Source organism: Aquibium sp. ELW1220 (genome assembly GCF_030398385.1).
GTDB lineage: Bacteria > Pseudomonadota > Alphaproteobacteria > Rhizobiales > Rhizobiaceae > Aquibium.
The window spans coordinates 1-21,453 of record NZ_JAOAOQ010000054.1; the positions used below are offsets into that span (position 1 = coordinate 1).

General features: G+C 67.7%; 18 protein-coding genes. 11 read left to right on the forward strand and 7 right to left on the reverse strand.

Features of this window, described 5'->3' with window-relative positions:
* Positions 1–140 precede the first annotated feature (140 nt).
* Positions 141–533, forward strand: coding sequence for a hypothetical protein (locus N1F91_RS27830; protein WP_289996977.1), 393 nt, complete (start codon positions 141–143; stop codon positions 531–533).
* A gap of 273 nt (positions 534–806) precedes the next feature.
* Here N1F91_RS27830 and N1F91_RS27835 read toward each other — a convergent pair whose 3' ends face one another.
* Positions 807–1,769, reverse strand: a complete 963-nt coding sequence (locus N1F91_RS27835; RefSeq protein ID WP_289996978.1) for a LysR substrate-binding domain-containing protein — start codon at positions 1,767–1,769, stop codon at positions 807–809.
* Positions 1,770–1,861: 92 nt separating this feature from the next.
* Here N1F91_RS27835 and N1F91_RS27840 point away from each other — a divergent pair, with 92 nt between their 5' ends.
* Genes N1F91_RS27840 through N1F91_RS27860 form a run of 5 tightly spaced genes read left to right on the forward strand, consistent with a single transcriptional unit; the run spans position 1,862 to position 7,697 of the window.
* Positions 1,862–3,421 carry an ABC transporter substrate-binding protein gene (locus N1F91_RS27840; RefSeq protein ID WP_289996980.1) on the forward strand — a complete coding sequence of 520 codons (1,560 nt, stop codon included), beginning with the start codon at positions 1,862–1,864 and terminating at the stop codon, positions 3,419–3,421.
* A gap of 22 nt (positions 3,422–3,443) precedes the next feature.
* The gene (locus tag N1F91_RS27845) at positions 3,444–4,400 is read left to right on the forward strand and encodes an ABC transporter permease (protein ID WP_289996981.1); all 957 of its coding nucleotides are present in this window, start codon (positions 3,444–3,446) and stop codon (positions 4,398–4,400) included.
* Positions 4,397–5,236 carry an ABC transporter permease gene (locus N1F91_RS27850; RefSeq protein ID WP_289996982.1) on the forward strand — a complete coding sequence of 280 codons (840 nt, stop codon included), beginning with the start codon at positions 4,397–4,399 and terminating at the stop codon, positions 5,234–5,236. The genes N1F91_RS27845 and N1F91_RS27850 overlap by 4 nt, the downstream gene beginning before the upstream one ends.
* On the forward strand, positions 5,233–6,882 hold the full coding sequence (locus N1F91_RS27855; RefSeq protein ID WP_289996984.1) for an ABC transporter ATP-binding protein: 1,650 nt from the start codon (positions 5,233–5,235) through the stop codon (positions 6,880–6,882). The genes N1F91_RS27850 and N1F91_RS27855 overlap by 4 nt, the downstream gene beginning before the upstream one ends.
* Complete coding sequence (locus N1F91_RS27860; protein WP_289996985.1) at positions 6,879–7,697, forward strand: sugar phosphate isomerase/epimerase family protein; 819 nt, start codon at positions 6,879–6,881, stop codon at positions 7,695–7,697. The genes N1F91_RS27855 and N1F91_RS27860 overlap by 4 nt, the downstream gene beginning before the upstream one ends.
* Positions 7,698–7,700: 3 nt before the next feature.
* On the opposite strand, the gene N1F91_RS27865 is transcribed toward N1F91_RS27860, so the two are convergent.
* From N1F91_RS27865 to N1F91_RS27890, 6 genes are all read right to left on the reverse strand, one after another.
* Positions 7,701–8,555 carry a MaoC family dehydratase N-terminal domain-containing protein gene (locus N1F91_RS27865; protein ID WP_289996986.1) on the reverse strand — a complete coding sequence of 285 codons (855 nt, stop codon included), beginning with the start codon at positions 8,553–8,555 and terminating at the stop codon, positions 7,701–7,703.
* A gap of 77 nt (positions 8,556–8,632) precedes the next feature.
* The gene (locus N1F91_RS27870; RefSeq protein ID WP_289996987.1) at positions 8,633–9,805 is read right to left on the reverse strand and encodes an acyl-CoA dehydrogenase family protein; all 1,173 of its coding nucleotides are present in this window, start codon (positions 9,803–9,805) and stop codon (positions 8,633–8,635) included.
* A 33-nt stretch (positions 9,806–9,838) separates the two neighbouring features.
* Positions 9,839–11,194 (reverse strand): MmgE/PrpD family protein, encoded by a 1,356-nt coding sequence (locus N1F91_RS27875; RefSeq protein WP_289996988.1) that lies wholly within the window; start codon positions 11,192–11,194, stop codon positions 9,839–9,841.
* Between the two features lie 294 nt (positions 11,195–11,488).
* Positions 11,489–11,968, reverse strand: coding sequence for a GAF domain-containing protein (locus N1F91_RS27880; protein WP_289996989.1), 480 nt, complete (start codon positions 11,966–11,968; stop codon positions 11,489–11,491).
* A complete protein-coding gene (locus N1F91_RS27885; RefSeq protein WP_289996990.1) occupies positions 11,965–13,089 on the reverse strand; it encodes a Xaa-Pro peptidase family protein in 1,125 nt (374 codons plus the stop codon). The genes N1F91_RS27880 and N1F91_RS27885 overlap by 4 nt, the downstream gene beginning before the upstream one ends.
* Positions 13,086–13,853, reverse strand: a complete 768-nt coding sequence (locus tag N1F91_RS27890; protein WP_289996992.1) for a GntR family transcriptional regulator — start codon at positions 13,851–13,853, stop codon at positions 13,086–13,088. The genes N1F91_RS27885 and N1F91_RS27890 overlap by 4 nt, the downstream gene beginning before the upstream one ends.
* Positions 13,854–14,030: 177 nt before the next feature.
* Here N1F91_RS27890 and N1F91_RS27895 point away from each other — a divergent pair, with 177 nt between their 5' ends.
* The 5 genes from N1F91_RS27895 to N1F91_RS27915 all read left to right on the forward strand — a co-directional run bounded on the left by N1F91_RS27895 (position 14,031) and on the right by N1F91_RS27915 (position 21,433).
* Entirely contained in the window at positions 14,031–15,029 is a 999-nt protein-coding gene (locus N1F91_RS27895) for a sugar ABC transporter substrate-binding protein (RefSeq protein ID WP_289996993.1), read from the forward strand.
* An 87-nt stretch (positions 15,030–15,116) separates the two neighbouring features.
* On the forward strand, positions 15,117–17,138 hold the full coding sequence (locus N1F91_RS27900; protein WP_289996995.1) for a hydantoinase/oxoprolinase family protein: 2,022 nt from the start codon (positions 15,117–15,119) through the stop codon (positions 17,136–17,138).
* A 14-nt stretch (positions 17,139–17,152) separates the two neighbouring features.
* Positions 17,153–18,856 carry a hydantoinase B/oxoprolinase family protein gene (locus N1F91_RS27905; RefSeq protein WP_289996996.1) on the forward strand — a complete coding sequence of 568 codons (1,704 nt, stop codon included), beginning with the start codon at positions 17,153–17,155 and terminating at the stop codon, positions 18,854–18,856.
* A 40-nt stretch (positions 18,857–18,896) separates the two neighbouring features.
* Complete coding sequence (locus N1F91_RS27910) at positions 18,897–20,468, forward strand: sugar ABC transporter ATP-binding protein (RefSeq protein ID WP_289996997.1); 1,572 nt, start codon at positions 18,897–18,899, stop codon at positions 20,466–20,468.
* On the forward strand, positions 20,465–21,433 hold the full coding sequence (locus tag N1F91_RS27915; protein WP_289996998.1) for an ABC transporter permease: 969 nt from the start codon (positions 20,465–20,467) through the stop codon (positions 21,431–21,433). Before N1F91_RS27910 ends, N1F91_RS27915 begins: the two co-directional genes overlap by 4 nt.
* Positions 21,434–21,453: the final 20 nt, after the last annotated feature.

Here is a 21,453-nt window from a genome sequence, read left to right on the forward strand (position 1 = left end):
CGTCAACCTCCAGCGCGTTCTACAAGTCCAGATCCGCCCGCGGTGAAAGAGACGCCTCGACTGCCCGCGTACCATCGACCGGCGTCATCCGCGAAAGCGAACTCATGAATAAGACGGGCTAAAGGATGCATGGTTGAGGAATGAAGACGTTCGTGGAGTTCCGATCAAAGAAATTCCCGCGTTTTGATGGCGAAGAAGAGCAAATCAATCCAGGCGTGTGGGGCCTGCGCCTGGCGGAGTACATGGATTCGAAGCTCGAAGGAAGGGGGATCGCGACCCATGGTATACTGTCAGAGGACTGGGGGTACTACATCCCCCTCCAAGGCGACGGAGCTGGAGTCGCCCTCTGCTGCGGGCATCAGTATGGCGACGATGACCAGTTCATTATATTCACGGACCCTAAAATTCCACGATTCAGGAAGTTGTTTAGAATTGTGGATGTCACACGACAAATGAGTGAGCTTCTGGACGCAGTAAGAGCGATACTGGAAAGTGACCCCGATATTCGTGATATAAAGTGGCTTGATCAGTAATTATTTTTAAAAAATCTGCACTATATTCCTATTATGTCGCCATAGTTATTTAAGTAAATTACAAAAACTATTCTCGCTGCAGAAGTCGGACGAATCGCGCTGACGCGCCCGGTGCCGTCCGCGGCAGACCTGCGCGGTGCCATCGACTGCTCGTGGCGCTTCGGCGCGCCGACGGCGATCCCGGACCGGTCGTCTTGGAGACCCGCTGGATGAAGCCGAATCTCGATTCCGCTGCCGTTGCATGTCCGTTTGGCCCAGAGCGTTGCCGTTGCCTCACGGCGTCTCCCGCGTTTCATCGACACGATCGGTCCCTCTGCCCGGACGGGTGGAGGCGTCGTCCGGCAGGAGGTTCGTGAACGCCCTGACCGGAGGCAGGGCCAGCGATTCCTGCACCGCGACGACATAGACCCCGCTGTCTCTCGGCGTGTCGCCGAAGGGACGCACGACGAGCGCGGGGTCGGCACCCAGCGTGCCGTCGAAGATCGCGCCGAGGCCGAAGCCCGCCCGCACCGCTTCGATCACCGCCTCGCCGCTGCCCGCCACCATCCGGACCTGCGGTTCAACGCCGGCAGCCGCGCAGACGCTCTCGAAGACGCTTCGAGTCACCGAGCCGGGCTCGCGCAGGACAATGGGCGTTTCGCGGATGTCCTCCGGGGACAGGTGGCTCGCCGCAGCGAGGGGATGGTCCCTCGGCAGACACAGACACAGGCGGGGCGCGGCAAAGCGGAACGAGGCGAAGTGGGGATGCGGCGCGGTGAGCGACATGATCGCGACATCCACACGGCAGTCCGCAAGCTGGTCGAGGAGCTGCGTGGTGTTCCCGAGCAGGGTCGATATCCGCACCGAGGGGTGCGCCTGCGCGAAGCGGGCTATGAGCGGCATGGCGAAATGCGGCGTCGAGAAACCGACGGCGATCTGGCCGCGCTCGAGGCGGCGGACATCGTGCATGGCCGCGTCGAGTTCCTGCACGCGGCTGAGCACCAGACGCGCCCGGTGAAACAGTTCGCGGCCCGGTTCGGTCAGCTCGAGCCGGGGCCGTCGCGACAAGAGCGGCATGCCGAAGATCTGCTCCAGCGCGGCGATCTGCACCGACACGTTCGGCTGGCTTACGCCGAGCGCCTGTGCGGCCTGCGAAAAACTCTTGGCTTCGGCCACGGCGACGAAGGACCGCAGACCCGCGAGCGTCACCCCGCCCTCGCGCCGTCCCGCCTGGGCGCGTTCCGCCTCGTTCGTCATGACAGGTTCACAGTCCGACATTAAGAATGATCATGAGACGATGTAATCTATAATAAAAAATTATACAACCCATCACCGAACAGGAGTGAACCATGTTCCGCTTGTCCCGCCGGTCCCTGCTTGCGTCCGGCAGCGCCGCCCTCGCGATGCCGCTCGTTCCCCGTTTCGCCCTCGCCGAGGAGACGCCGGTGCGCGGCGGAACGCTCGCCATCGCGCAGCTTTCCGCCAACCGCCGCTCCGCCGACGCGACGAATTCGCGCCATCCCTATTTCATCGTCGACGCCAACACCCGGGCGCAGTGGAACTGCCTGACCTGGGTGGACGAAAACCTTCAGGTCCAGCTCGAGGTCGCCACGAAGATCGAGCCGGCCGACGCCACGCTCGCCGTTTGGGACGTGACGATCCGCGAGGGCGTGTCGTTCCACAATGGCAAGGAAATGGATTCGGCCGACGTGGCCGCGAGCTTCGACTATCACCGCCAGAATGCACCCTTCGCACGACAGATCACCCGGATCGAGCCGGTGTCGAAATATGTCGCGCGCTTCTTCCTCGATGCCGGGAATGCCGAGTTCCCCTACATCCTGGCGGAATACAACAGCGTCATCATGCCCGCCGCTCCCGTCGAGACGATCGGCATGGACGGCATCGGCTCGGGTCCCTTCCGCATCGTCGAGAGCGATCCGAACCGGTCGCTGATCATGGAGCGCTTCGAATCCTACTGGGATCAGGGAACGCCGTATCTCGACCGTCTCGAGGTCTACAATCGCGAGGGCCAGCAGGAGGCTGCCCTGAACGGCCTGCGCTCCGGCCAGTTCGATGCCGTGCTGAACATCGATGCCCGTGCTGCCGTGCAGCTTTCCAACGACCCGGATTTCGACATCGAGTCCAAGCAGGGCGGCTATTCCTTCGTGATCCAGCTGCCGAAACATCCTGGCTCGCCTTTCGAGGACAAGCGCGTCCGGCAGGCCTTCGCCTTCGCGATCGACCGCGAGGCGATCGTGCGCGTCGCCTATGGCGGCAAGTATGGCTGGGTCGGCAATGACAGCCACCTGATGGCGGTCGACCCGAACTTCGTCCCGCGTCCCGGCGGCCGCGACGTCGCAAAGGCGAAGGCGCTGCTGGCGGAGGCCGGTCATCCGAACGGAATCGACCTCGGCACGCTCTACTGGTCGCCGCAGCTGCCGGAGGCAGGCCTCTATTTCCAGGTGCTGCAGCAGTCGGTGAAGGAGGCGGGGATCACGCTGACGCTCGAGGAGCGCCCCAACGACGGCTACATCCAGTTCCGCAGCGGCGAGGCCGACCTGTCCAAGGGCAAGTACCACAAGCTGGCGATGACGGCGGTGGGCAACCGCAACCCCGGCATCAGCCTGTTTCGCATGCGCAACGCCTATGTCGAAGCCGGCCACTGGCAGGGCGAGGCGCAGGATCGCTACATGGCGCTCTACCAGAAGGCCATGGTCGAGCCGGACGCCGGCAAGCGCAAGGCGATCTATGCCGACATGCAGCAGATCCTGTTCGAGGAAGTCCCGGCCATCCTGCCGGCCGGCGGCGACACGTTCCTGGTGAAGCGCAAGAGCGTACGCGCCATGACCTATCATCCGCAGATCTGGTCGATCCGCTACGAGCGGATCTGGAAGCAGGCCACGGCCTGAGCGGCGGCGGGAGGCGGCCAAGATGCTTTTCGGGGCGATCCTGCGCCGCCTCTTCCTGTCGGGACTGACGATGCTCCTGTTGTCGTGCTTCGTCTTTCTCGCCACGGAGATCCTGCCCGGCGATGCGCTGGACATGACGCTGACGGCAGACGAGATGTCGGCTATGCCGCCCGAAGCCCTGGAGCAGAAGCGGCAGGAACTCGGGCTCGACAGGCCAGCCATCGAGCGGCTTGGCGTCTTCCTCTACCAAATGGCGCGGTTCGATTTCGGCACGACGGTGATCACCGGCGCGCCGGTTGCCGACATCGTCTGGTATCCGTTCCGCAACTCCCTCGCGCTGGCGGGTGCGACGCTTTCGGTCGCGCTGCCGCTGGCCTTCGTCTTCGGCATCGCCGCCGCCGTGTGGCGGGGGCGGTCCGTTGACGGCGCCGTTTCGGGCGCGGCGATCGTCGGCTATTCGATCCCCGAATTCGTCATCGGCACGGTCCTCGTCATGCTTTTCTCCGTCGCCTGGCCGGTCTTTCCAGCGACGATCACCGCCAATACGCGTGCGCCGCTGCCGGAACTGATCGACGCCGCGCCACTGGCGATCGCCACCGTGGTCATCGGGTCGGTCGCCTACCTGACGCGCATCCTGCGTGCCTGCATGATCGAGGCACTGGCATCGGACGCGGTCGAGCGGCTGCGGCTGGCCGGCATGCCGCAGGCACGCATCGTCTTCGTGCATGCGCTGCCGGCCGCCATTCTTCCAGCGCTGACGGCAGCGGCGCTCTATGCCGCAGCCCTGGTCTCGGGGATCGTCGTGGTCGAACTGCTGTTCGCCTATCCGGGCATCGGCCAGGAAATGGTCCGCGCGGTGACGATGCGCGAGACGCCGGTCATCCAGGCGATCGCGATCCTGGCCGCAGTCGTCGTGGTCACGGCAAACCTCGTCGCCGACCTGTCCATGCTCGCGCTCGATCCGCGGAGGCGCGGATGACGAGCGAAATCCTGCGGCGGCTCAGGCGCCGGCCAGCGGCGCTGGCGGCACTGACCGTCGTCGCCCTGCATCTCGGCGCGGCGGTCTTCGCGCCGCTCCTGTCGCCTGCAGATCCCTATGCGATGATCGGTTTCCCGCTGATGCCGCCGGATGGCGTCAACCTGCTCGGGACCGACGAACTCGGACGCGATTTCCTCACCCGCCTGCTGCATGGCGGACGCACTGCCTTGCTCGTCGCCTTCGCCTCGGGCGCCATGGCGGTCGCCGGCGGCGGCCTCGCCGGCCTTGCCGCTGCCCGCTACGGCGGCTGGGTGGACGATCTGGTCTGCCGGCTCGTGGACATGAACCTGGCGCTGCCCGCCATCCTCTTCGTCTCGCTTTTCGTGGCGGGCTTCGGCCAGTCCCTGCCGATGCTGGTGATCGTGGTGGCCCTTCTCATGAGCATGGGCGTGGTCCGCACCGCCCGCGCGCAGGGGCTCGGCCTGATGGAGCAGGGTTTCGTCAAGGCGGCGATCCTGCGCGGCGAGAACGGCCTGTCGGTCATCCTTCGCGAGATGCTTCCCAACACGGCGGAACTGCTGGCGGTGGAATTCGCGCTGCGGTCCTCGTCGGCCCTGCTTCTCGTCTCGGCGCTGTCCTTCCTCAGCCTCGGCATTTCGGCGCCCACGCCCGACTGGGGCCTGATGATCCGGGACGGACTGACCTCCATGCGCACCGAGCCCTGGCTGGTTGCCGCACCGGCCGCCATGATCTCCTCGCTGGTCATCGCCATCAATGTCGCGACGGAAGGGCTGGCCGAGGCCCTGGGGCTTGAAGCGGCACGAGGCGGCGCATGAGCATGGCGGATCTGATCGAGGCGCGCGATCTCTCGGTCGGTTACGAGGCAGCCGACGGCCAGCTTCGCACGGTGCTGGACCGCGTGAGCTTCAACCTTGCCCCCGGCGTCGCGCTCGGCATCGTCGGCGAAAGCGGCTCCGGGAAGACGACGCTCGGGCGGGCGCTGCTCGGCCATCTGCGCGACGGCGGCCGCTTCACCGGCGGGACGTTGTCGGTCGCAGGCGTCGACGTGACGGACCCGCGCGCGGTGGCACGATCGGGCCTGCGCGGCCGGGTCGCGGCCATGGCGCCGCAGAACCCCCTTTCCTCCCTCACCCATCACCTGACGGTCGGGGCGCAGATCGAGGAGATCCTGCGCCTGCGCGCCGGGATGAACAGAACCGTTGCCCGCGACCGCGCGGTAGCGCTGATGGCCGAGACCGGGCTTCCCGACCCGGCCCGGCTGGCGCGCCGCTATCCGCACCAGCTGTCCGGCGGCCAGCGCCAGCGGGTGATCATCGCGGCGGCGCTGGCCTGCGATCCGGCGCTGCTCGTGCTCGACGAGCCGACGAGCGCGCTCGACAAGTCGACCGAGGCGCAGGTTCTGGATCTCGTCGCCGGGATCCGGACCGAACGCGGCATGAGCCTCGTCCTGATCAGCCATGACCTGAATGTGGTGGCGCGGGTCTGCGACCGCGTCATGGTGATGCGCCACGGCTGCCTCGTCGAAGACGGTGCGGTCGAGGAGGTCTATTCCGCGCCCAAGGCGGACTATACGCGCGACCTGCTGGAGGCCGCCCGTCCGCCGAAAGCCACGCCCCTCCGTGCGAGGGGCGCGGGTGGCCCGCTCCTGCGCGCCGAATCGCTGGATTTCGCCTATCCCGAAGCGACATTCTTCGGATCGCGTCCGGGAAAGTCCGCTGCGCTCAGCGACATCTCCTTCGATCTGCATCGCGGCGAGACGCTCGGCGTCATCGGCGAGTCGGGTTCTGGAAAGTCGACGCTTGCCTCGCTCGTCTGCGGCCTCAGGGCGCCGACACGGGGCCGGCTCCTTTTCGACAGCACGGCGCTGGGCGCTCTGGCGGCGCGCCGGAACCGCCAGCAGCTGCGACGCATCCAGATCGTCTTCCAGGACCCGCTCTCGTCCCTCAATCCCCGCCTGCGCTGCGGTGAATCCGTCATGCACGCGATGCGGCATTTCCTCGGGGTCGGCACACGCGAAGCACGCGAGCGCAGCATCGGCCTCTTCGCACAGCTGGGTCTGGAGCCGGACCTGTTCGAGCGCTATCCGCGGCAGCTCTCGGGCGGGCAGCAGCAGCGCGTCGCGATCGCGCGGGCCTTTGCCGCCGAACCCGACCTCCTGATCTGCGACGAGGTGACGTCTGCCCTCGATGCGGCGGTGCAGGGCCAGGTTCTGGATCTGCTCGGGTCGATGCAGACGCGGTCCGGTTGCGCCATCCTGCTCATCACCCACGACCTCGGCGTGCTCCGCCGCATGGCCGGGCGGACCATCGTGCTCGACAAGGGGCGCATGGCCGAGAGCGGCGTAACGGCCGACGTCTTCTCGAAACCGCGCAGCACGACCGCCGCCGCGCTGCTGTCGGCCGCCCACCAGATCGAACGGCGTTCGACGAAGCCCATCCCAACCCTGGAGACGACAACATGACCCTTCCCGTTCTCGGCGGCGCCTTCGTGACTTTCGAGGCCCTCGAATCGCATCGCGACTGGCTGCTTGCGGCCCCGCGCGACGTGGAGCTGCAGATGTTCATCTGGCCGCAGATGCTGGACGACGATGTCGCGCCGCATGTCGCCCGTGCGAAGGCATTGCTCGACGGCACCACCGGCCGGATCGGCCTGCACGGTCCGTTCCTCGGCTTCAAGATCGACTGCGTCGACCCGGCGATTGCAGCGGTCGCGCAGGCACGCCTGCTGAAGGGCCTGGAGATCTGCGAAGCGGTCGGCGCGACGCAGATGGTGGTCCATTCGCCCGTTAGCACCTGGGACGATTCCAACCACGCGGTCGATCCCGCGCACCGGAGAAACCAGATCGACCGGACCCTCTATCTGATGGCACCGGTCGTGCAGCGCGCCGAGCAGAGCGGCGTCGAGCTGGTGATCGAAAACGTCGAGGACAAGGATCCCGGGGCACGGCTGGCGATCGCCGAGGCCTTCGGGACCGAGGCAGTGCAGCTGTCGCTCGACTCCGGCCATGCTCACTATGCCCATGTGATGACCCATGCCCCCGCGGTGGACGTTTACGTCCGGGCGGCCGGCCGGATGCTGCGCCACGTCCACCTGCAGGACAGCGACGGCTATGCCGACCGCCACTGGCACCCGGGCGAAGGCAGCCTGCCTTGGCGGGCGATCTTCGCCGCGCTGAAGTCGCTTCCCGCGATGCCGCGGCTGATCATCGAGGTGAAGGACCAGAAGAACGTCCGCAGGGGCGCCGAGCATCTGGCGTCCCTCGGCCTCGCGATCTAGCGGTCAGACCATCGCCGACGCCGTCATGCGCGGCGCGCCGTCTTCGTCGGCGGTGGTCCAGAGGTCGATCCCGTCGGCGCCCTGGACGGCGTTGACGGTGAACGCGCCGCCATGGACCAGGGGGGCGATGCCGCGATAGGCGAAGCGCGCGGGAGCGGCGTTGCCGAGCATGCGGGCGGCCATGTGCAGCATCAGCGTCGCCTGCAGGGGGCCGTGGACGACGAGGCCCTGGTACCCTTCTTCGTCGCGCGCATAGTCGATATCGTAGTGGATGCGGTGGCCGTTGAAGGTAAGCGCCGAGTAACGGAAGAGCAGCGTCGTCGTCGCCTCGACCGTCTCGCTGCGATCGGGCCGCCGCGGGTCTGGCGCACCGGGCTCGGACGGCGCCCCGGCGGCGGCGTGCGCGTGTGCGGGCCGATACACGAGGTCCTGCCGCTCCCGCACGGCGAGGGCGCCGCCGCACCGGATCTCGTGCACGACGGTGACGAAGACGAGTTCGCCGCTGCGGCCCCGCTTGTGGACGACGTCGGCGATGCGCGAGATGCGGATTACCTCCTCGCCGACCCGCAGAGGCCGGAGAAAGGAGAGCTCACCGCCGGCCCACATGCGCCTGGGCAGCGCAACCGGCGGCAGGAAGCCGCCGCGCGCCGGATGGCCGTCTGCGCCCAGTCCTTCCGCGGCGATCGCGGGTTGTGTCATGCACCAGTGGATCCCGAGCGGCGCCTCGCCGTCGATACGTGCGAGCGACCGGCCCATCGTCGCCTCGAAACGCTCGACGAGAGCCGCCGTCAGGAGCTCCGACTTTCGCTCCCCGCGGCCGATCCATGCCCGCAGCGTCTCGACCTCGTTCTCATCCATCCCGTTTCCTCCATGGTTTCGGCGCCAGCGTCCCGCCTCGCGCCCATCGCGAGAGGCGGGAACGGCCGGTCCGGTGGTCAGTAGGAGCGCGGCATGCCGAGCACGTGCTCGGCGACGTAGCTCAGGATCAGGTTGGTCGAGATCGGCGCGACCTGGTAGAGCCGCGTTTCGCGGAACTTGCGTTCGATGTCGTACTCCTCGGCGAAGCCGAAGCCGCCATGCGTCTGGACGCAGGCTTCGGCCGCCGCCCAGGACGCTTCCGCCGCCAGCATCTTGGCGATGTTGGCCTGCTCGCCGCAGTCCTGGCCGGCCTCGAACAGCGCGGCTGCCTGGTGCACCATCAATTCGGCGGCGCGCATCTGTGCATAGGCGCGCGCGATCGGGAACTGGACGCCCTGGTTCTGGCCGATCGGCCGCCCGAACACATGGCGCTCCCCGGCATAGGCCGAGGCCTTCTCGATGAACCACTTTGCGTCGCCGATGCATTCGGCCGCGATCAGGATGCGCTCTGCGTTCATGCCGGACAGGATGTAGCGGAAACCCTTGCCCTCCTCGCCGACGAGGTTTTCGGCAGGGATGCGGACGTTGTCGAAGAAGACCTCGGTGGTGGAGTGGTTCATCATCGTGCGGATCGGCTTGATGCTCATGCCGGCCGTCAGCGCCTGGCGCATGTCGACGATGAAGACCGACAGGCCGTCGGTGCGCTTGACGACGTGTTCCTTCGGCGTCGTGCGGGCGAGCAGCAACATCAGGTCGGAGTGCTCGGCGCGCGAGGTCCAGACCTTCTGGCCGCTGACGACGTAGTGGTCGCCCTCGCGCCGGGCGAAGGTGCGGATCGAGCTGGTATCGGTGCCGCTGGTCGGCTCGGTGACGCCGAAGGCCTGCAGCCGGAGCTCGCCGGCCGCGATGGCGGGCAGGTAGGCCTGTTTCTGCGCCTCGCTGCCATGCCTGAGCAGGGCGCCCATGATGTACATCTGCGCGTGGCAGGCCGCGCCGTTGGCCCCGGCGCGCTGGACTTCCTCCAGGATGGCGGCGGCAGCCTGGAGCGGCAGGCCGGAGCCGCCATAGGCCTCCGGGATCAGCACCGACAGGTAGCCGGCGTCCGACAGCGCCTGCACGAACGCCGACGGATAGGCGCTCTCGCGGTCTAGCCGGCGCCAGTATTCCGGCGGAAAGGTCGCGCACAGCTTGCGCACGCTCTCGCGGATGCGGGCAATCTCTTCGCCCTGCGGCAGATCCTTCAGGTCCATTCGTCTCGTCCTGTCGTTGAATGCCCTGGCCCGTCAGTCCATGAGCCGGCCGATGGCGTTGCGCTCGCCCACCGACCAGAGACGCGGGAACAGGCGCTGCATCTCGGCCTCGCCGGCCGCCTTGCCGTAGAGTGCGAGCCCGACGACCTTCGCCTCGATCTCGGAGCGGGAAAGCGTGTTGCCCGGATCGCCCTTGGGCTCGTCGACGCGGGCTTGGAAGACACGGCCGTCGCGGGTGGACACCGTCGCCTTGCCGATCCATCGCGCAGGGTAGGCGCCATCCACCTCCGGGTCGAGTTCCATGCGCACGCGGTCGCGGAAGTCGATCACCTCCGGGCTGTGGAACCCCTGGTCGAACTCGACCATGCCGGCCTTGCCGTGGACGGCGATGAGACCGAGCGTCGTCCCCATCGAAAACTTCGCCTGGTGCACCGTCGCGGGATGGGTGACCGGCCCGAGCACGTCGATCGCGCCCTGGTGGACGTGCGTGACGACTGTCTCGACGTCGCCGGCCTCCAGCCCGTTCTCGCGCATCGCCTTCAGCAGCGCATCGGCCGCCGGATGGGTGTGGCGGCAGGAGGCATGGTACTTGAACGAGGTCTCGGCAGTGGCCCAGCGCGTGCCCAGACCGTTCGTCAGCTTCGCCGGATCGGCATCGCTGGACATCCCGGCTGCCATGCCCCTGGCGCCCTCGAGGACCTGCCGCGCGCCGGTGAAGCCGTCTTTCGCCAGATAGGCCGCGATCAGCCCGTTGGCGGCGGCCTTGGCCGTGTGCAGGGGCTTGGAGTCCGCGGCATCGCGCAGGAACTCCCACAGGCCCGCGGCCTGGGTGCCGGCCGAGCCGAAGGCGTCGAGCATGACCTCGGGCGAGAGCTTCAGCAGACGACCGGCCGCGGCGGCCGCGGCAAGCGTGCCGGCGGTACCGGTGGTGTGGAACACCTTGTAGTGCGACCGCCCGAGGAATTCGCCGACGCGGATGCCGACCTCGTAGCCGGCGACGCTCGCGGCAAGGAACTCCCTGCCCGATGCGCCGATGTCCTGCGCCACCGCCAGCGCGGCGGGAAACACGACGGCCGCCGGATGGAACACCGACCCGTTGTGCACGTCGTCCTGCTCGGCCACGTGCGAGGACGCGCCGTTGACGAGCGCGGCGAAGAGGGGGGAACTCGATGACCGGTCGATGAGAATCTCGCTCGTCCCCTCGGACGGCCCCATGCGCCGGGCGAAAGCAGCGATCGTCTGCACGGGTGCCGCGAACCTGCCGGCAAGGGCGGAGCCGAGCCAGTCGACGAAGAGATCCTCCATCCGCGCCATCACGGCTGGCGGGACGTCGGTGTGGTTCAGCCCGGCGGCGAAAGCCGCAAGCTCGCCGCTCGTATGCGGGGTCATGGCGCTTTTCGTCCGGTTCTGCCCGGCATGTCCTGTTCTCCTCCGGCATGCGACGTCACGGCGGTTCAGGCGGCGCGAGAACGCGCGCCCTGCCGACCGGATGGCGCTGGCAGGTGTACCCGCCGGGTGAGCCGATGTCGATTGCGATGCCGTTCGAAAGCGATCGGGCGGAGCCATGCCCATGGCCAGAACGGCGCTGTGCAGGGCGAAGCACGGATCGGTTCGGCAGGCCCCTGTCCGGGGCATGTGGGTCCGTGGCTGGAGGACGGATCGCGGCGTGCTGCTGCGCGCGGCCTAGATCCGTTCCGTCAGGATCGCCAGCGCGGCCAGAGGCAGTTCATGGCGCAGCACCGCGAGCCGTTCGGCCGTGAAGTGCCCGGCATCGTCCATGAGGTTCAGCAGGCCGATCGTGGTTCCGGCGACGACGATGGGAACGTTGGCGAGCGAGCCATATCCCTGCGCCAGATAGGAATCGAACCCCGGCAGCCAGGCCTCGATGGCGTCGGCGTCGTTGGCGACGATCGCTTCGCCCTCCGAAAAGAGCCTGCGGAACCAGATGCTGTCCTCGACCGGATCGGCTCGGCCGAGCGGGTACTGCTCCAGATTGTTGGAGAAGACGCGCATGAGGAAGGGCGCATCGCTGGAGGGCACCAGCACGGTCATGAGACGACTGCCGACGTTCTCCCGGATGCGTTCGGCCAGGATATCGAAGATCGCCACCGAGCCGCGCGGCAAGGCATCGGCGAGCGAGGTGCCCGGCATGGCCAGCGTCATCGCACGCTCTCCCCGACGAGGGTCAGTCCGCGGGGAAAGGCAGAGAGCGAGCGGCAGCCGTCGCCGGTGATCAGCACGTCGTCCTCGATCCGTACGCCGACGTCGTCGCTCCGGTAGAGGCCGGGTTCGATCGTGACGACCATGCCGGGCTCTGCGGGCTGGAGATTGCCCTTCATGACCTGCGGCGCCTCGTGCACCTCCTGGCCGAGGCCGTGGCCGGTCTTGTGCACCACGAGATCGGCAAAGCCCGCCTCGACGAGCACGCCGGTGACCGTGCGGTCGAGCTCGTCCATGGTGAGGCCAGGCCGCGCGATGGCGCGCCCTTTCTCGTTCGCGGCAAGCACGGCCTCGTAGACCGCACGGTGGCGGGCGCTCGCCTCGCCGACGAAGAAGGTGCGGGTGATGTCGGCATTGTAGCCGCCCCAGGCCGCGCCGAAATCGATCAGCAGCGGATCGCCCTTCGTCAGAACGCGCTCGGCGCTCGGCGAACCGTGCGGATCGGCGGCCGCGCCGCCGGCAAGCACGATCGGATCGAAGGCCGGTCCGTCGGCGCCTTCCGCCAGCATGGCCGCGAGCAGTCGCCCGCGCACGTCCCACTCGCTCATGCCGGGCCGGACGCTCTCCAGCGTCGCGGCAAGCGCGGTCTCGCTGATGGCGATCGCCTTCTCCATGGCGGCGATCTCGGCCTCGTCCTTGTGCAGGCGGATCGAGGAAATCGCCGCATGGGCGTCGAGCACCGGCGTGTCGCGGAAGGCGCGGCGCAGGGCCTCGGCCTCGAAGACGCGCATGCGCTGGCCCTCGACGCCGATGCGCGAGGCGTTGAGGCGGCGCGCCACCGACGCGAAGGCCGCGTCGAAGCCGTCCGAATCCTGCCAGTAGTCGGTCTCGACCTCCGGCGCCAGCGCCTGCCAGCGCGCTTTCTCGAGCTCCGGGATCACGGCGTGAAGCGCGCCCGCGCGGGTGACGAAGAGCACCGTCGGGCGCTCCATCAGATGGAAATGCGCGCCGGTGAGGTGGTAGAAATTGGCGCCGGGCACGATTGCGACCGCCTCGGCGTCGCTCGTCTCCATCGCCGCGAGCAGCTTCTGCCTGCGCGCGTCCTTCAGGCCGGGCTCGATCATCTGCCGCTTCCAGTTCCGTTTCCGAGTGAGAATTTGATGCCGACCTTCGGCTCCAGAGAGCGCTGGACGACGCGCAGTTCCGACATGACGTGGTCGCTCGCCAGCTCCTCGGAACGGGCGGGATCCCCCGCCTCGATGGCAGCGAGCATGGCCGCGTGCTGCCCGACGCAGCGCGCGGCCTCGTCGGCGTCGAAAAGCGGATAGTAGTGCAGCAGATGCATGCGCCGGCCGTAGTCGAGCGCCAGCCTGTAGAAGCTGCCGAGGAAGGTGTTGCCGCTGGCCGCCGAGATGGCGTTGTGGAAGGCGAGGTCCGCCGCCACGATGGCGTCGACCTCGCCGGCCGCGGCGACGGCCGCGTATTCGGCGTTGCAGGCGCGGATGCGCTCGAGCGTCTCAGGTGTGCGCATCTCGGCGGCGAGCCGGATGATGGCGCGCGAGAGCAGCATCAGAGTGTCCATGTATTCATGCGCATTGCTCATGGTGTGCGGCGTGACGATGGCGCTGCGGCCGGGCAGGAAGGTGACGAGGTCTTCCCGCTGCAGCATCAGCAACGCCTCGCGGATCGGCGTCCGCGACAGGCCGAAGCGCGCCGCGAGCGCGACCTCGTCGAGGGCCGATCCCTGCGCCATGCGCAGCGACAGGATGTCCTCGCGCAGTTCCTCGTAGACGGCGGTCGAGCCGCGCCCGCGCTTGACTGCGCCCGTGTCGGGACCATCCGCGTCTGCGGTCCTGCCTGTCGCTTCCTTGCGTCCGCCGGTCGCCAATTCCCGTCTCCTCCGACTGCCCCGAATGCTTCGCCCCGAGGCTGCTTAGCCGACCTTGGACGGTCGTCAAAGCCAATTTCCGCAGCGGAAATTCCAGTTGCATAAAGTTTGTATTATGCCTACGATCCTGTTGTCCAGAGGGAATGGCGACATAACGCCGACAAGAGGAGAACCGTCATGCTGAAAGGAATCTGCCGTCTCGCAGCGACCACCGCGCTGGTCGCGGCCGCGCTGACCGGAACGGCTTTCGCCAAGGACTGGAAGGTCGCCGTCTTTGCCTCTTCGGCCCAGAACGGCTTCAACCAGGCCATCTATGCCGGCGTCGAGGCCAAGGCGAAGGAACTCGGCAATGTCGAGACGTCCATCTATGACGGACAGTTCGACGCCGCCCTGCAGTACAGCCAGATCGAGGACGTGCTGGCCGGCGGCCAGTTCGACGCCTTCATCGTGGTGCCCAACGACACCGTCGGCATCGCCGGCGCCGTTGAGGAAGTTGGCAAGGCCGGAAAGCCGCTCGCCACCGCGCTCTTCCCGATCGGCCCCGACCTCTCGAAGCTCGAGCCGCAGGTTCCTGGCGTCACGACCACCGTCGCGGGTCCGCCGGCCGCCGGCGCGCGCGCACAGGCCGAGGACGTGGTGAAATTCTGCGAGGGCAAGGATCCGTGCAACGTCGCGATCCTGATCGGCCAGCGCATCTATCCCTTCGACAACCTGCGCTACGAGAGCTACGTGGAGGTTCTGGGCCAGCATCCCAACATCAAGATCGTCGCCACCGGCGAGGGCAATTACGACCCCGACAAGTCGCTGACCGTCATGCAGGACATCCTGCAGGCGAATGCGTCGATCGACGTCGTCCTCTCCAACGCCGACCAGCACCTGATCGGCGCCGAAATCGCCATCGAGGCGGCCGGCCGCGACGTCAAGGCGATGTATCTGTCGGGCGGCGGTGCCGCGTCCGTGGCGATCGACGCGATCCGCGAAGGCCGCTGGGACGTCACCCTGGCCGCCTTCCCCTTCTCGATGGGCGTCTACGCGCTCGATGCGGTGGTGAAGACGCTCGAGGGCAAGGACGCACCGTCCTTCGTCAACATGGACGAGGTCGGTCCCGTGCCGGCGATGATCAGCGCCGAGGTCCTGGAAGCCAATCCGGACTTCAAGGGCGAATGGGCCCAGTAGAACAAGAAGACGACCCGATCGACACCGCCGGCCCCGAGGGGCATCGGGGCCGGCCCCTTCGACAAGCAAGTTTGCGGGAGAATTGACGTGACAGGCAGGTCCTTTCGCGTGTCGGCCGATATTGGCGGTACGTTCACCGATCTCGTGTTCCAGGATGCCGAAACCGGCGTGTGCGAGGCCTTCAAGGTCCTGTCCACGCCGCACAATCCGGCGCTCGCCGTCATCGAGGGCGTCGAGAAGCACCTTCCGGAAGGCTCCGCCGTCGACTTCTTCGTTCACGGAACGACGGTCGGCCTCAATGCGGTGCTGACCCGCCGCGGCGCCAGGGTCGCCCTCGTCACCACGAAGAACTACCGCGACATCTATACCATCCAGGGCAACGACCGCGGCGAGATCTTCTCGATCCACTGGCGCAAGCCGCGCCCGCCGGTGGAGATCCCGGACACCTATACGGTAGCCGAGCGCATCAACGCGAAGGGCGAGATCGAGACGCCGCTCGACGTCGCCGAACTGGACGCCGTGGTCGAGGCCGTGCGCGGAAAGGGCTACGAGGCCATCGCCGTCTGCCTGCTCTTCTCGTTCAAGAACCCGGCGCATGAACTCGCCGTCGAAGCCTACCTGAAGGAGCGGTTGCCGGGCCTCCCCATCACCCTGTCGCACCGCGTTTCGCCCGAATGGCGCGAATACGCCCGCACCTCGACGACGGCCATGGACGCCTATGCCGCACCGGTCGTGCGGCGCTATCTCGACACGCTGGTCGCCCAGCTCTCGTCGCGGCTTCCGAAGGGACGCCAGTTGCATGTCATGAAGTCGAACGGCGGCGCCATGACGGCGGCGGCCGCCACCGACATGCCCCTGCAGACCCTCCTGTCAGGACCCGTGGGCGGCGCAATCGGCGGCCAGACGCTGGCAGCCGAGATCGGCAAGCCGAACCTGATCTGCGTCGACATGGGCGGAACCTCCTTCGACGCCAGCCTGATCATCGAGGGCAAGCCCTCGGCTTCCAACGAGGCCGAACTCGAAGGCCTGCCGATCCAGATGTCGGTGGTCGACATCCATGTCATCGGTGCCGGCGGCGGCTCGATCGCCTGGGAAGAGGCAGGCGCCGTTCGCGTCGGCCCGAAATCGGCCGGATCGGTCCCCGGCCCCGCCTGCTACGGCCGCGGCGGCACGGAGCCGACGGTCAGCGACGCCAACCTCGTGCTCGGCCGGCTGGATTCGTCCAACTTCGCCGGCGGCTCGATGACGCTCGACAAGGACAAGGCGCGCGAGGCCGTCGGCGCGCTCGGCGCACGCTTCGGCTTTTCCACCGAAGCCATGGCGCAGGGCATCATCGACATCATTAATGCCAAGATGGCCGACGCCATTCGCACAATCACCATCCGCCGCGGCATAGATCCGCGCGACTTCGCGCTTGTCGCCTATGGTGGGGCGGGACCGGCACAGGCCGTGGCGCTGGCCCAGCAGCTCGACATTCGCGAGGTGGTGATCCCGGTGATGCCGGGCGCCTTTTCCGCCTGGGGCATGCTCCAGACCGACGTCCGCCACGACTTCAAGATGACCTATTACGGCTTCTGGCATCAGATCGACGCCGCCGATCTTGCCGAGAAGTTCGCGGCGCTGGAAGCCGAAGGAACAGGCTACCTGGAAAAGGAAGGCTTCACGAGCGCCGAGATCTCTTTCGAGCGCTTCGCCGACTTCCGCTACCATGGCCAGGAATACGTTCTGACCATCCCGGTGCCGGCGGGCGCGATCGACATGGCGGCGGTGCGCGCCTCCTTCGACGAGGCCTATGACCGGCAGTACGGTCATTCGAGCCCGGAAGCGCAGGTCGAGGTAGCGAACCTGCGCGTGGCGGCGCTCGGCACGCTCGCCCGCCCCGGCATTCCGGACCCGGCGGTGCTGGGTCGCACGGCGCCGCGCGATCGCCGGGTCTATTTCGACGGCGTCGAGCACGATGCCGCCGTGCTCAACCGCGACGAGTTCGCCAAGGGCGAGGCGATCGAGGGACCGGCGATCATCGAGGAGGCCACCGCGACGACGATCCTGCCGCCCGACTGGCGCGCCGAGGTGATCACCGGCGGCCAGCTTCTCCTGACGCGACGCTGAGAAGGACATCGACCATGGCTCACGCCGATCCGATCACCACCGAAGTCGTCCGCAACTTCGTCATCTCATGCGCCAAGGACATGAACGCCGCGCTCTGGCGCTCCGCCTTCTCGGCGATCATCTACGAGGGCCGCGACAGCGCGGTGGCCCTGCTCGACGAGAAGGGGAATATGCTCGGCCAATCGACCGGCGTTCCGCTCTTCGTCGGCGCCATCGACGCCTGCGTGAAGCTGGTGCTCGACCGCTACGGCGAGGACATCCACCCCGGCGACATCTTCATCCTCAACGATTCCTACCTGCAGGGCACGCACCTGCACGACGTCACCGCCATCGGGCCGCTGTTCTACAAGGACGAACTCGTCGGCTTCGGCGCGGCGCGCGCGCACTGGCAGGACATCGGCGCCATCGATCCCGGCTCGACCATGGGCTCGACCTCGATCTTCCACGAAGGCCTGCGGCTGGGACCGACGCGCATTGTCTCGAAAAACAGGCGCATCCCCGAATGGTACGACCTGCTGACCCGCAACACGCGGCTGAAGGACATGACCATCGGCGACCTGAACGCCCAGATCACGTCCATCCGCACCGGCGAGAAGCGCCTGGCGCAGATCCTAGACCGGATCGGTCCCGACACCTACCGCGCCGCCTGCGCCAACATCTTCGAACAGGCCCGGCTGCTCGACCGCGAGGCGATCGGCAGGCTCCAGGACGGCAGCTACTACCGCGAGGGCTATCTCGACGACGACGGCGTCACCACCGACGCGGTGAAGGTCGCGCTGCGCCTGACCATCGAGGGCGAGAAGATGATCATCGACCTCGAAGGCTCGTCCGGCCCCGTACAGGGCTCGATCAATTGCGGCGCCGTCCAGACGGAATCGCTGCTGCGGCTCGCCTACAAGACCATGATCAACCCGGACCGGGCGATCACCGGCGGCTCCTTCTCGACCATGGAGGTACGCATCCCCGACAAGTGCATCTTCAATGCGCGCGAGCCCGCCGCCTGCGAATGGTACTTCACCGGGCTCGGCCTGCTCGCCGATCTGATGATCTCCTGCCTGGGCGAAGCCATGCCGGAAAAGGCGACCGCCGCGCACTACGGCGACTCCATGGTGGCGGCCTTCTTCGACATGGACTCCGACCGCGGCCAGTGGATCTCGGTCGAGCCGACCGCCGGCGGCTGGGGCGGCGCCAACGGCTCGGACGGCGAAAGCGCGCTGATCAATCTCGTCAATGGCGGCTTCCGCAACCTGCCGGCCGAGGTCTACGAAACCAAGTTCCCGGTGCGCGTCGAGGAGTTCTCGCTGCGCCGGGATTCCGGCGGGTCGGGCCGCTGGCGCGGCGGCATGGGCGTCGTGCGCAGCTACCGCCTGCTCGAGGACTGCTATGGCGCCCTGTGGTTCGAGCGTTCGCGCACGCCCGCATGGGGCATCAATGGCGGCGGCGACGGCCAGGGACCCGACAACGACATCATCCACCCGGACGGTCGCGTGGAAAAGCCGCTGAAGATGCGCGCGCGGCGCTTCGAGAAGGGCACGCTCTTCGTCACCCGCACCGGCGGCGGCGGCGGCAACGGCAACCCGAAGGCGCGTCCCGTCGAGGAGGTGCTGCATGACGTCGTCGCCGGCGCGGTGTCGCGCGAGGCCGCGCTTTCGCAGTATGGTGTGGCGATCGATGCGGACCTGACCGTCGATCCCGTTCGCACCGAGGCGCGGGCCTGACGCGAAACGGGACGATCCGGGGCTGCAAGAAGGACGGGTGATGACGGCTGGATTGAGGGACGAGGCGGGGCCAGCGACGCGCAGCGATGCGCCGGCACCCTGCGTCAGCCTGTCCGGCGTCTCGAAGTCCTTTTCGGGTGTCGAAGTCCTGCGCGGCGTCTCCATCGACTTCATGCCCGGCGAGATTCACGGACTGATCGGCGAGAACGGCGCCGGCAAGTCGACGGTCGGCAAGATCGTCGGCGGCTACTATTCGCGTACGACGGGCGATCTCATCGTCTTCGGCGACACCGTCGCGCAGTGGGATCCGCCGCTGGCGCTGGCGCGCGGCGTCGCCATGATGCACCAGGAACTGCAGCTCGTGCCGGCGCTGTCGGTGGCGGAGAACGTCTTCCTCGGCATCGAGCACAGCCGGGCCGGATTTCTCGTCGGCGACGAGGAGCGGCGCCTTGCCGAAATCGCCGCCTTCGCCGGCTTCGACCTCGATCCGGCCGCCAGCGCCGGTTCGCTTTCGATCGCGGATCAGCAGAAGGTCGAGATTATGCGGGCGCTTGCCCGCGAAGCGCGCGTCATCGTCATGGACGAGCCGACGTCGTCGCTGACCCACGACGAGGCCGAGCGTCTGCACGGCGTCATGCGCAAGCTGCGCGACCGCGGCTGCACCGTCATCTACGTCTCGCACTTTCTCGACCACGTGCTCGACGTCTGCGACACCGTCACCGTCATGCGCGACGGCGCCGTCATCCGCACCTCGCCGACGGCCGCGGAGACCAAGGCCTCGCTGATTGCCGCCATGATCGGCCGCCCGGCCGCCGACGTGGCCTATCCGCCGCTGCCGCCGGAGCCCGACCGGAGCGGCACGCCGCTGCTCTCCGTGCGCGGCCTGGCCACGGCGACCGGCGTGCGCGGCGCCGACATCGACCTGTGGCCCGGCGAGATCGTCGGCCTCGTCGGTCTGGTCGGCAGCGGGCGCACGGAAATCGCGCGCGCGATCTTCGGCGCCGATCCGTCAGTCGCGGGAAAGGTCGCGATCGCCGGCGAAGGCTACGAACTCCGTTCGCCGCGTTCCTCGATCGAGCGCGGCCTTGCCATGGTGCCCGAGGATCGCCGCAAGCAGGGGCTCGTGCTGACGCAGACCGTACGCCCCAACATGACGCTGCCGCACCTCTCTGCCTTCGCGCGTTTCGGGCTGGTCGCGACCGCCCGCGAGCGGGGCGAGGCGCGGCGGCTGATCGACTATTTCGGCGTCCAGCCCGGCCATGTCGACGGCGCCGTCGCCACCTATTCGGGCGGCAACCAGCAGAAGGTGGTGATGGGCAAGTGGATTCTCGGCGAGCCGCGCCTTGTCATCCTCGACGAGCCGAGCCGCGGCGTCGACGTGGGCGCGCGCCGGCGCATCCACGAGTTCATCGGCGAGACCGCCAGGCGCGGCGCGGCGATCCTGCTCATCTCGTCGGAAATCGAGGAGGTGATGGGGCTGGCGCACCGCGCCTACACGGTGTCCGGCGGCCGCGTCACCGGCGCGTTCGTGCCGGCCGCGACGACGGTGGACGAGGTCATCTGGCGGCTGTTCCACGAGCAGGGCGTCGACAAGGCAGGGGCAACGGCATGACGGTGAGCGCGCGCGGAAAGGAACAGGGGTTCGGCGTCGCCGCGGCCCTGAGGATGCTGCAGACCTACGCCGTCGCGGCCATGATCCTCGTCCTGGTGGTTCTGCTCTCCCTGTCGAGCGATTCCTTCCTCACCGTCCAGAACCTGATCAACATCCTCAACCAGAACACGCCGCTCGCGATCATGGCGGCGGCAATGACGCTGGTGATCATCTGTGGCGGGTTTGATCTGTCGGTCGCGGCGATCTTTGCCGTGGCCAGCGTGACGGCAGCCTGGCTGGCGCTCAACGTCCACCCCTATGCCGGGCTGATGGCCGCGCCGCTGGTCGGCATGCTGCTCGGCTTCGTCAACGGCATGACCATCACGACCCTCAACATCCACTCCTTCCTGGCGACGCTGGCGACGGGACTGGTCTATCGCGGCATCGCCATCCTGATCACGGGAGGTACGCTGCTGCCCGTGCGGCTCGCCGATTTCACCTGGCTCGGGCGCGGGCGCATCGGCGTGGTCTATTATGCGGTGATCGTGCTGGTCGTCTTCGCGGTCGCGCTGACCATCCTGCTCAACCGCTCGACGGTCGGACGCAAGATCCTGGCGGTCGGCGGCAACGAGGAGGCGGCGATCCTGTCGGGCATCCGCACGAACCGCATCAAGATCGTCGCTTTCTCGATCAACGGCTTCGCGGCGGGGCTGGCGGCGGCCATCGCCACCTCGCGCATCTCGCTCGGCCAGGCGACGGCCGGCACCGGCATGGAACTCGAGGCCATCGCCGCGGTCATCATCGGCGGCACGTCGATCTATGGCGGGCAGGGCGCCGTCTGGCGCTCGGTGGCCGGCGTCTTCATGCTGGCGCTGATCAACAACGGCTTCAACATCCTGAACGCCGATCCCTTCTACAAGGACCTGACGACCGGCCTGATCATCGTGGCCGCCGTGGGCATCAGCGCGGCCGGCCGGCGGAGATAGGAACGCCGCCCCGTCGACCG

What these genes read in the sequence shown, in the direction of transcription:
- N1F91_RS27830 (WP_289996977.1), top strand. Translation starts at nt 141, where the DNA reads ATGAAGACGTTCGTGGAGTTCCGATCAAAGAAATTCCCGCGTTTTGAT.
- N1F91_RS27835 (WP_289996978.1), bottom strand. Translation starts at nt 1,769, where the DNA reads ATGACGAACGAGGCGGAACGCGCCCAGGCGGGACGGCGCGAGGGCGGG.
- N1F91_RS27840 (WP_289996980.1), top strand. Translation starts at nt 1,862, where the DNA reads ATGTTCCGCTTGTCCCGCCGGTCCCTGCTTGCGTCCGGCAGCGCCGCC.
- N1F91_RS27845 (WP_289996981.1), top strand. Translation starts at nt 3,444, where the DNA reads ATGCTTTTCGGGGCGATCCTGCGCCGCCTCTTCCTGTCGGGACTGACG.
- N1F91_RS27850 (WP_289996982.1), top strand. Translation starts at nt 4,397, where the DNA reads ATGACGAGCGAAATCCTGCGGCGGCTCAGGCGCCGGCCAGCGGCGCTG.
- N1F91_RS27855 (WP_289996984.1), top strand. Translation starts at nt 5,233, where the DNA reads ATGAGCATGGCGGATCTGATCGAGGCGCGCGATCTCTCGGTCGGTTAC.
- N1F91_RS27860 (WP_289996985.1), top strand. Translation starts at nt 6,879, where the DNA reads ATGACCCTTCCCGTTCTCGGCGGCGCCTTCGTGACTTTCGAGGCCCTC.
- N1F91_RS27865 (WP_289996986.1), bottom strand. Translation starts at nt 8,555, where the DNA reads ATGGATGAGAACGAGGTCGAGACGCTGCGGGCATGGATCGGCCGCGGG.
- N1F91_RS27870 (WP_289996987.1), bottom strand. Translation starts at nt 9,805, where the DNA reads ATGGACCTGAAGGATCTGCCGCAGGGCGAAGAGATTGCCCGCATCCGC.
- N1F91_RS27875 (WP_289996988.1), bottom strand. Translation starts at nt 11,194, where the DNA reads ATGACCCCGCATACGAGCGGCGAGCTTGCGGCTTTCGCCGCCGGGCTG.
- N1F91_RS27880 (WP_289996989.1), bottom strand. Translation starts at nt 11,968, where the DNA reads ATGACGCTGGCCATGCCGGGCACCTCGCTCGCCGATGCCTTGCCGCGC.
- N1F91_RS27885 (WP_289996990.1), bottom strand. Translation starts at nt 13,089, where the DNA reads ATGATCGAGCCCGGCCTGAAGGACGCGCGCAGGCAGAAGCTGCTCGCG.
- N1F91_RS27895 (WP_289996993.1), top strand. Translation starts at nt 14,031, where the DNA reads ATGCTGAAAGGAATCTGCCGTCTCGCAGCGACCACCGCGCTGGTCGCG.
- N1F91_RS27905 (WP_289996996.1), top strand. Translation starts at nt 17,153, where the DNA reads ATGGCTCACGCCGATCCGATCACCACCGAAGTCGTCCGCAACTTCGTC.
- N1F91_RS27910 (WP_289996997.1), top strand. Translation starts at nt 18,897, where the DNA reads ATGACGGCTGGATTGAGGGACGAGGCGGGGCCAGCGACGCGCAGCGAT.
- N1F91_RS27915 (WP_289996998.1), top strand. Translation starts at nt 20,465, where the DNA reads ATGACGGTGAGCGCGCGCGGAAAGGAACAGGGGTTCGGCGTCGCCGCG.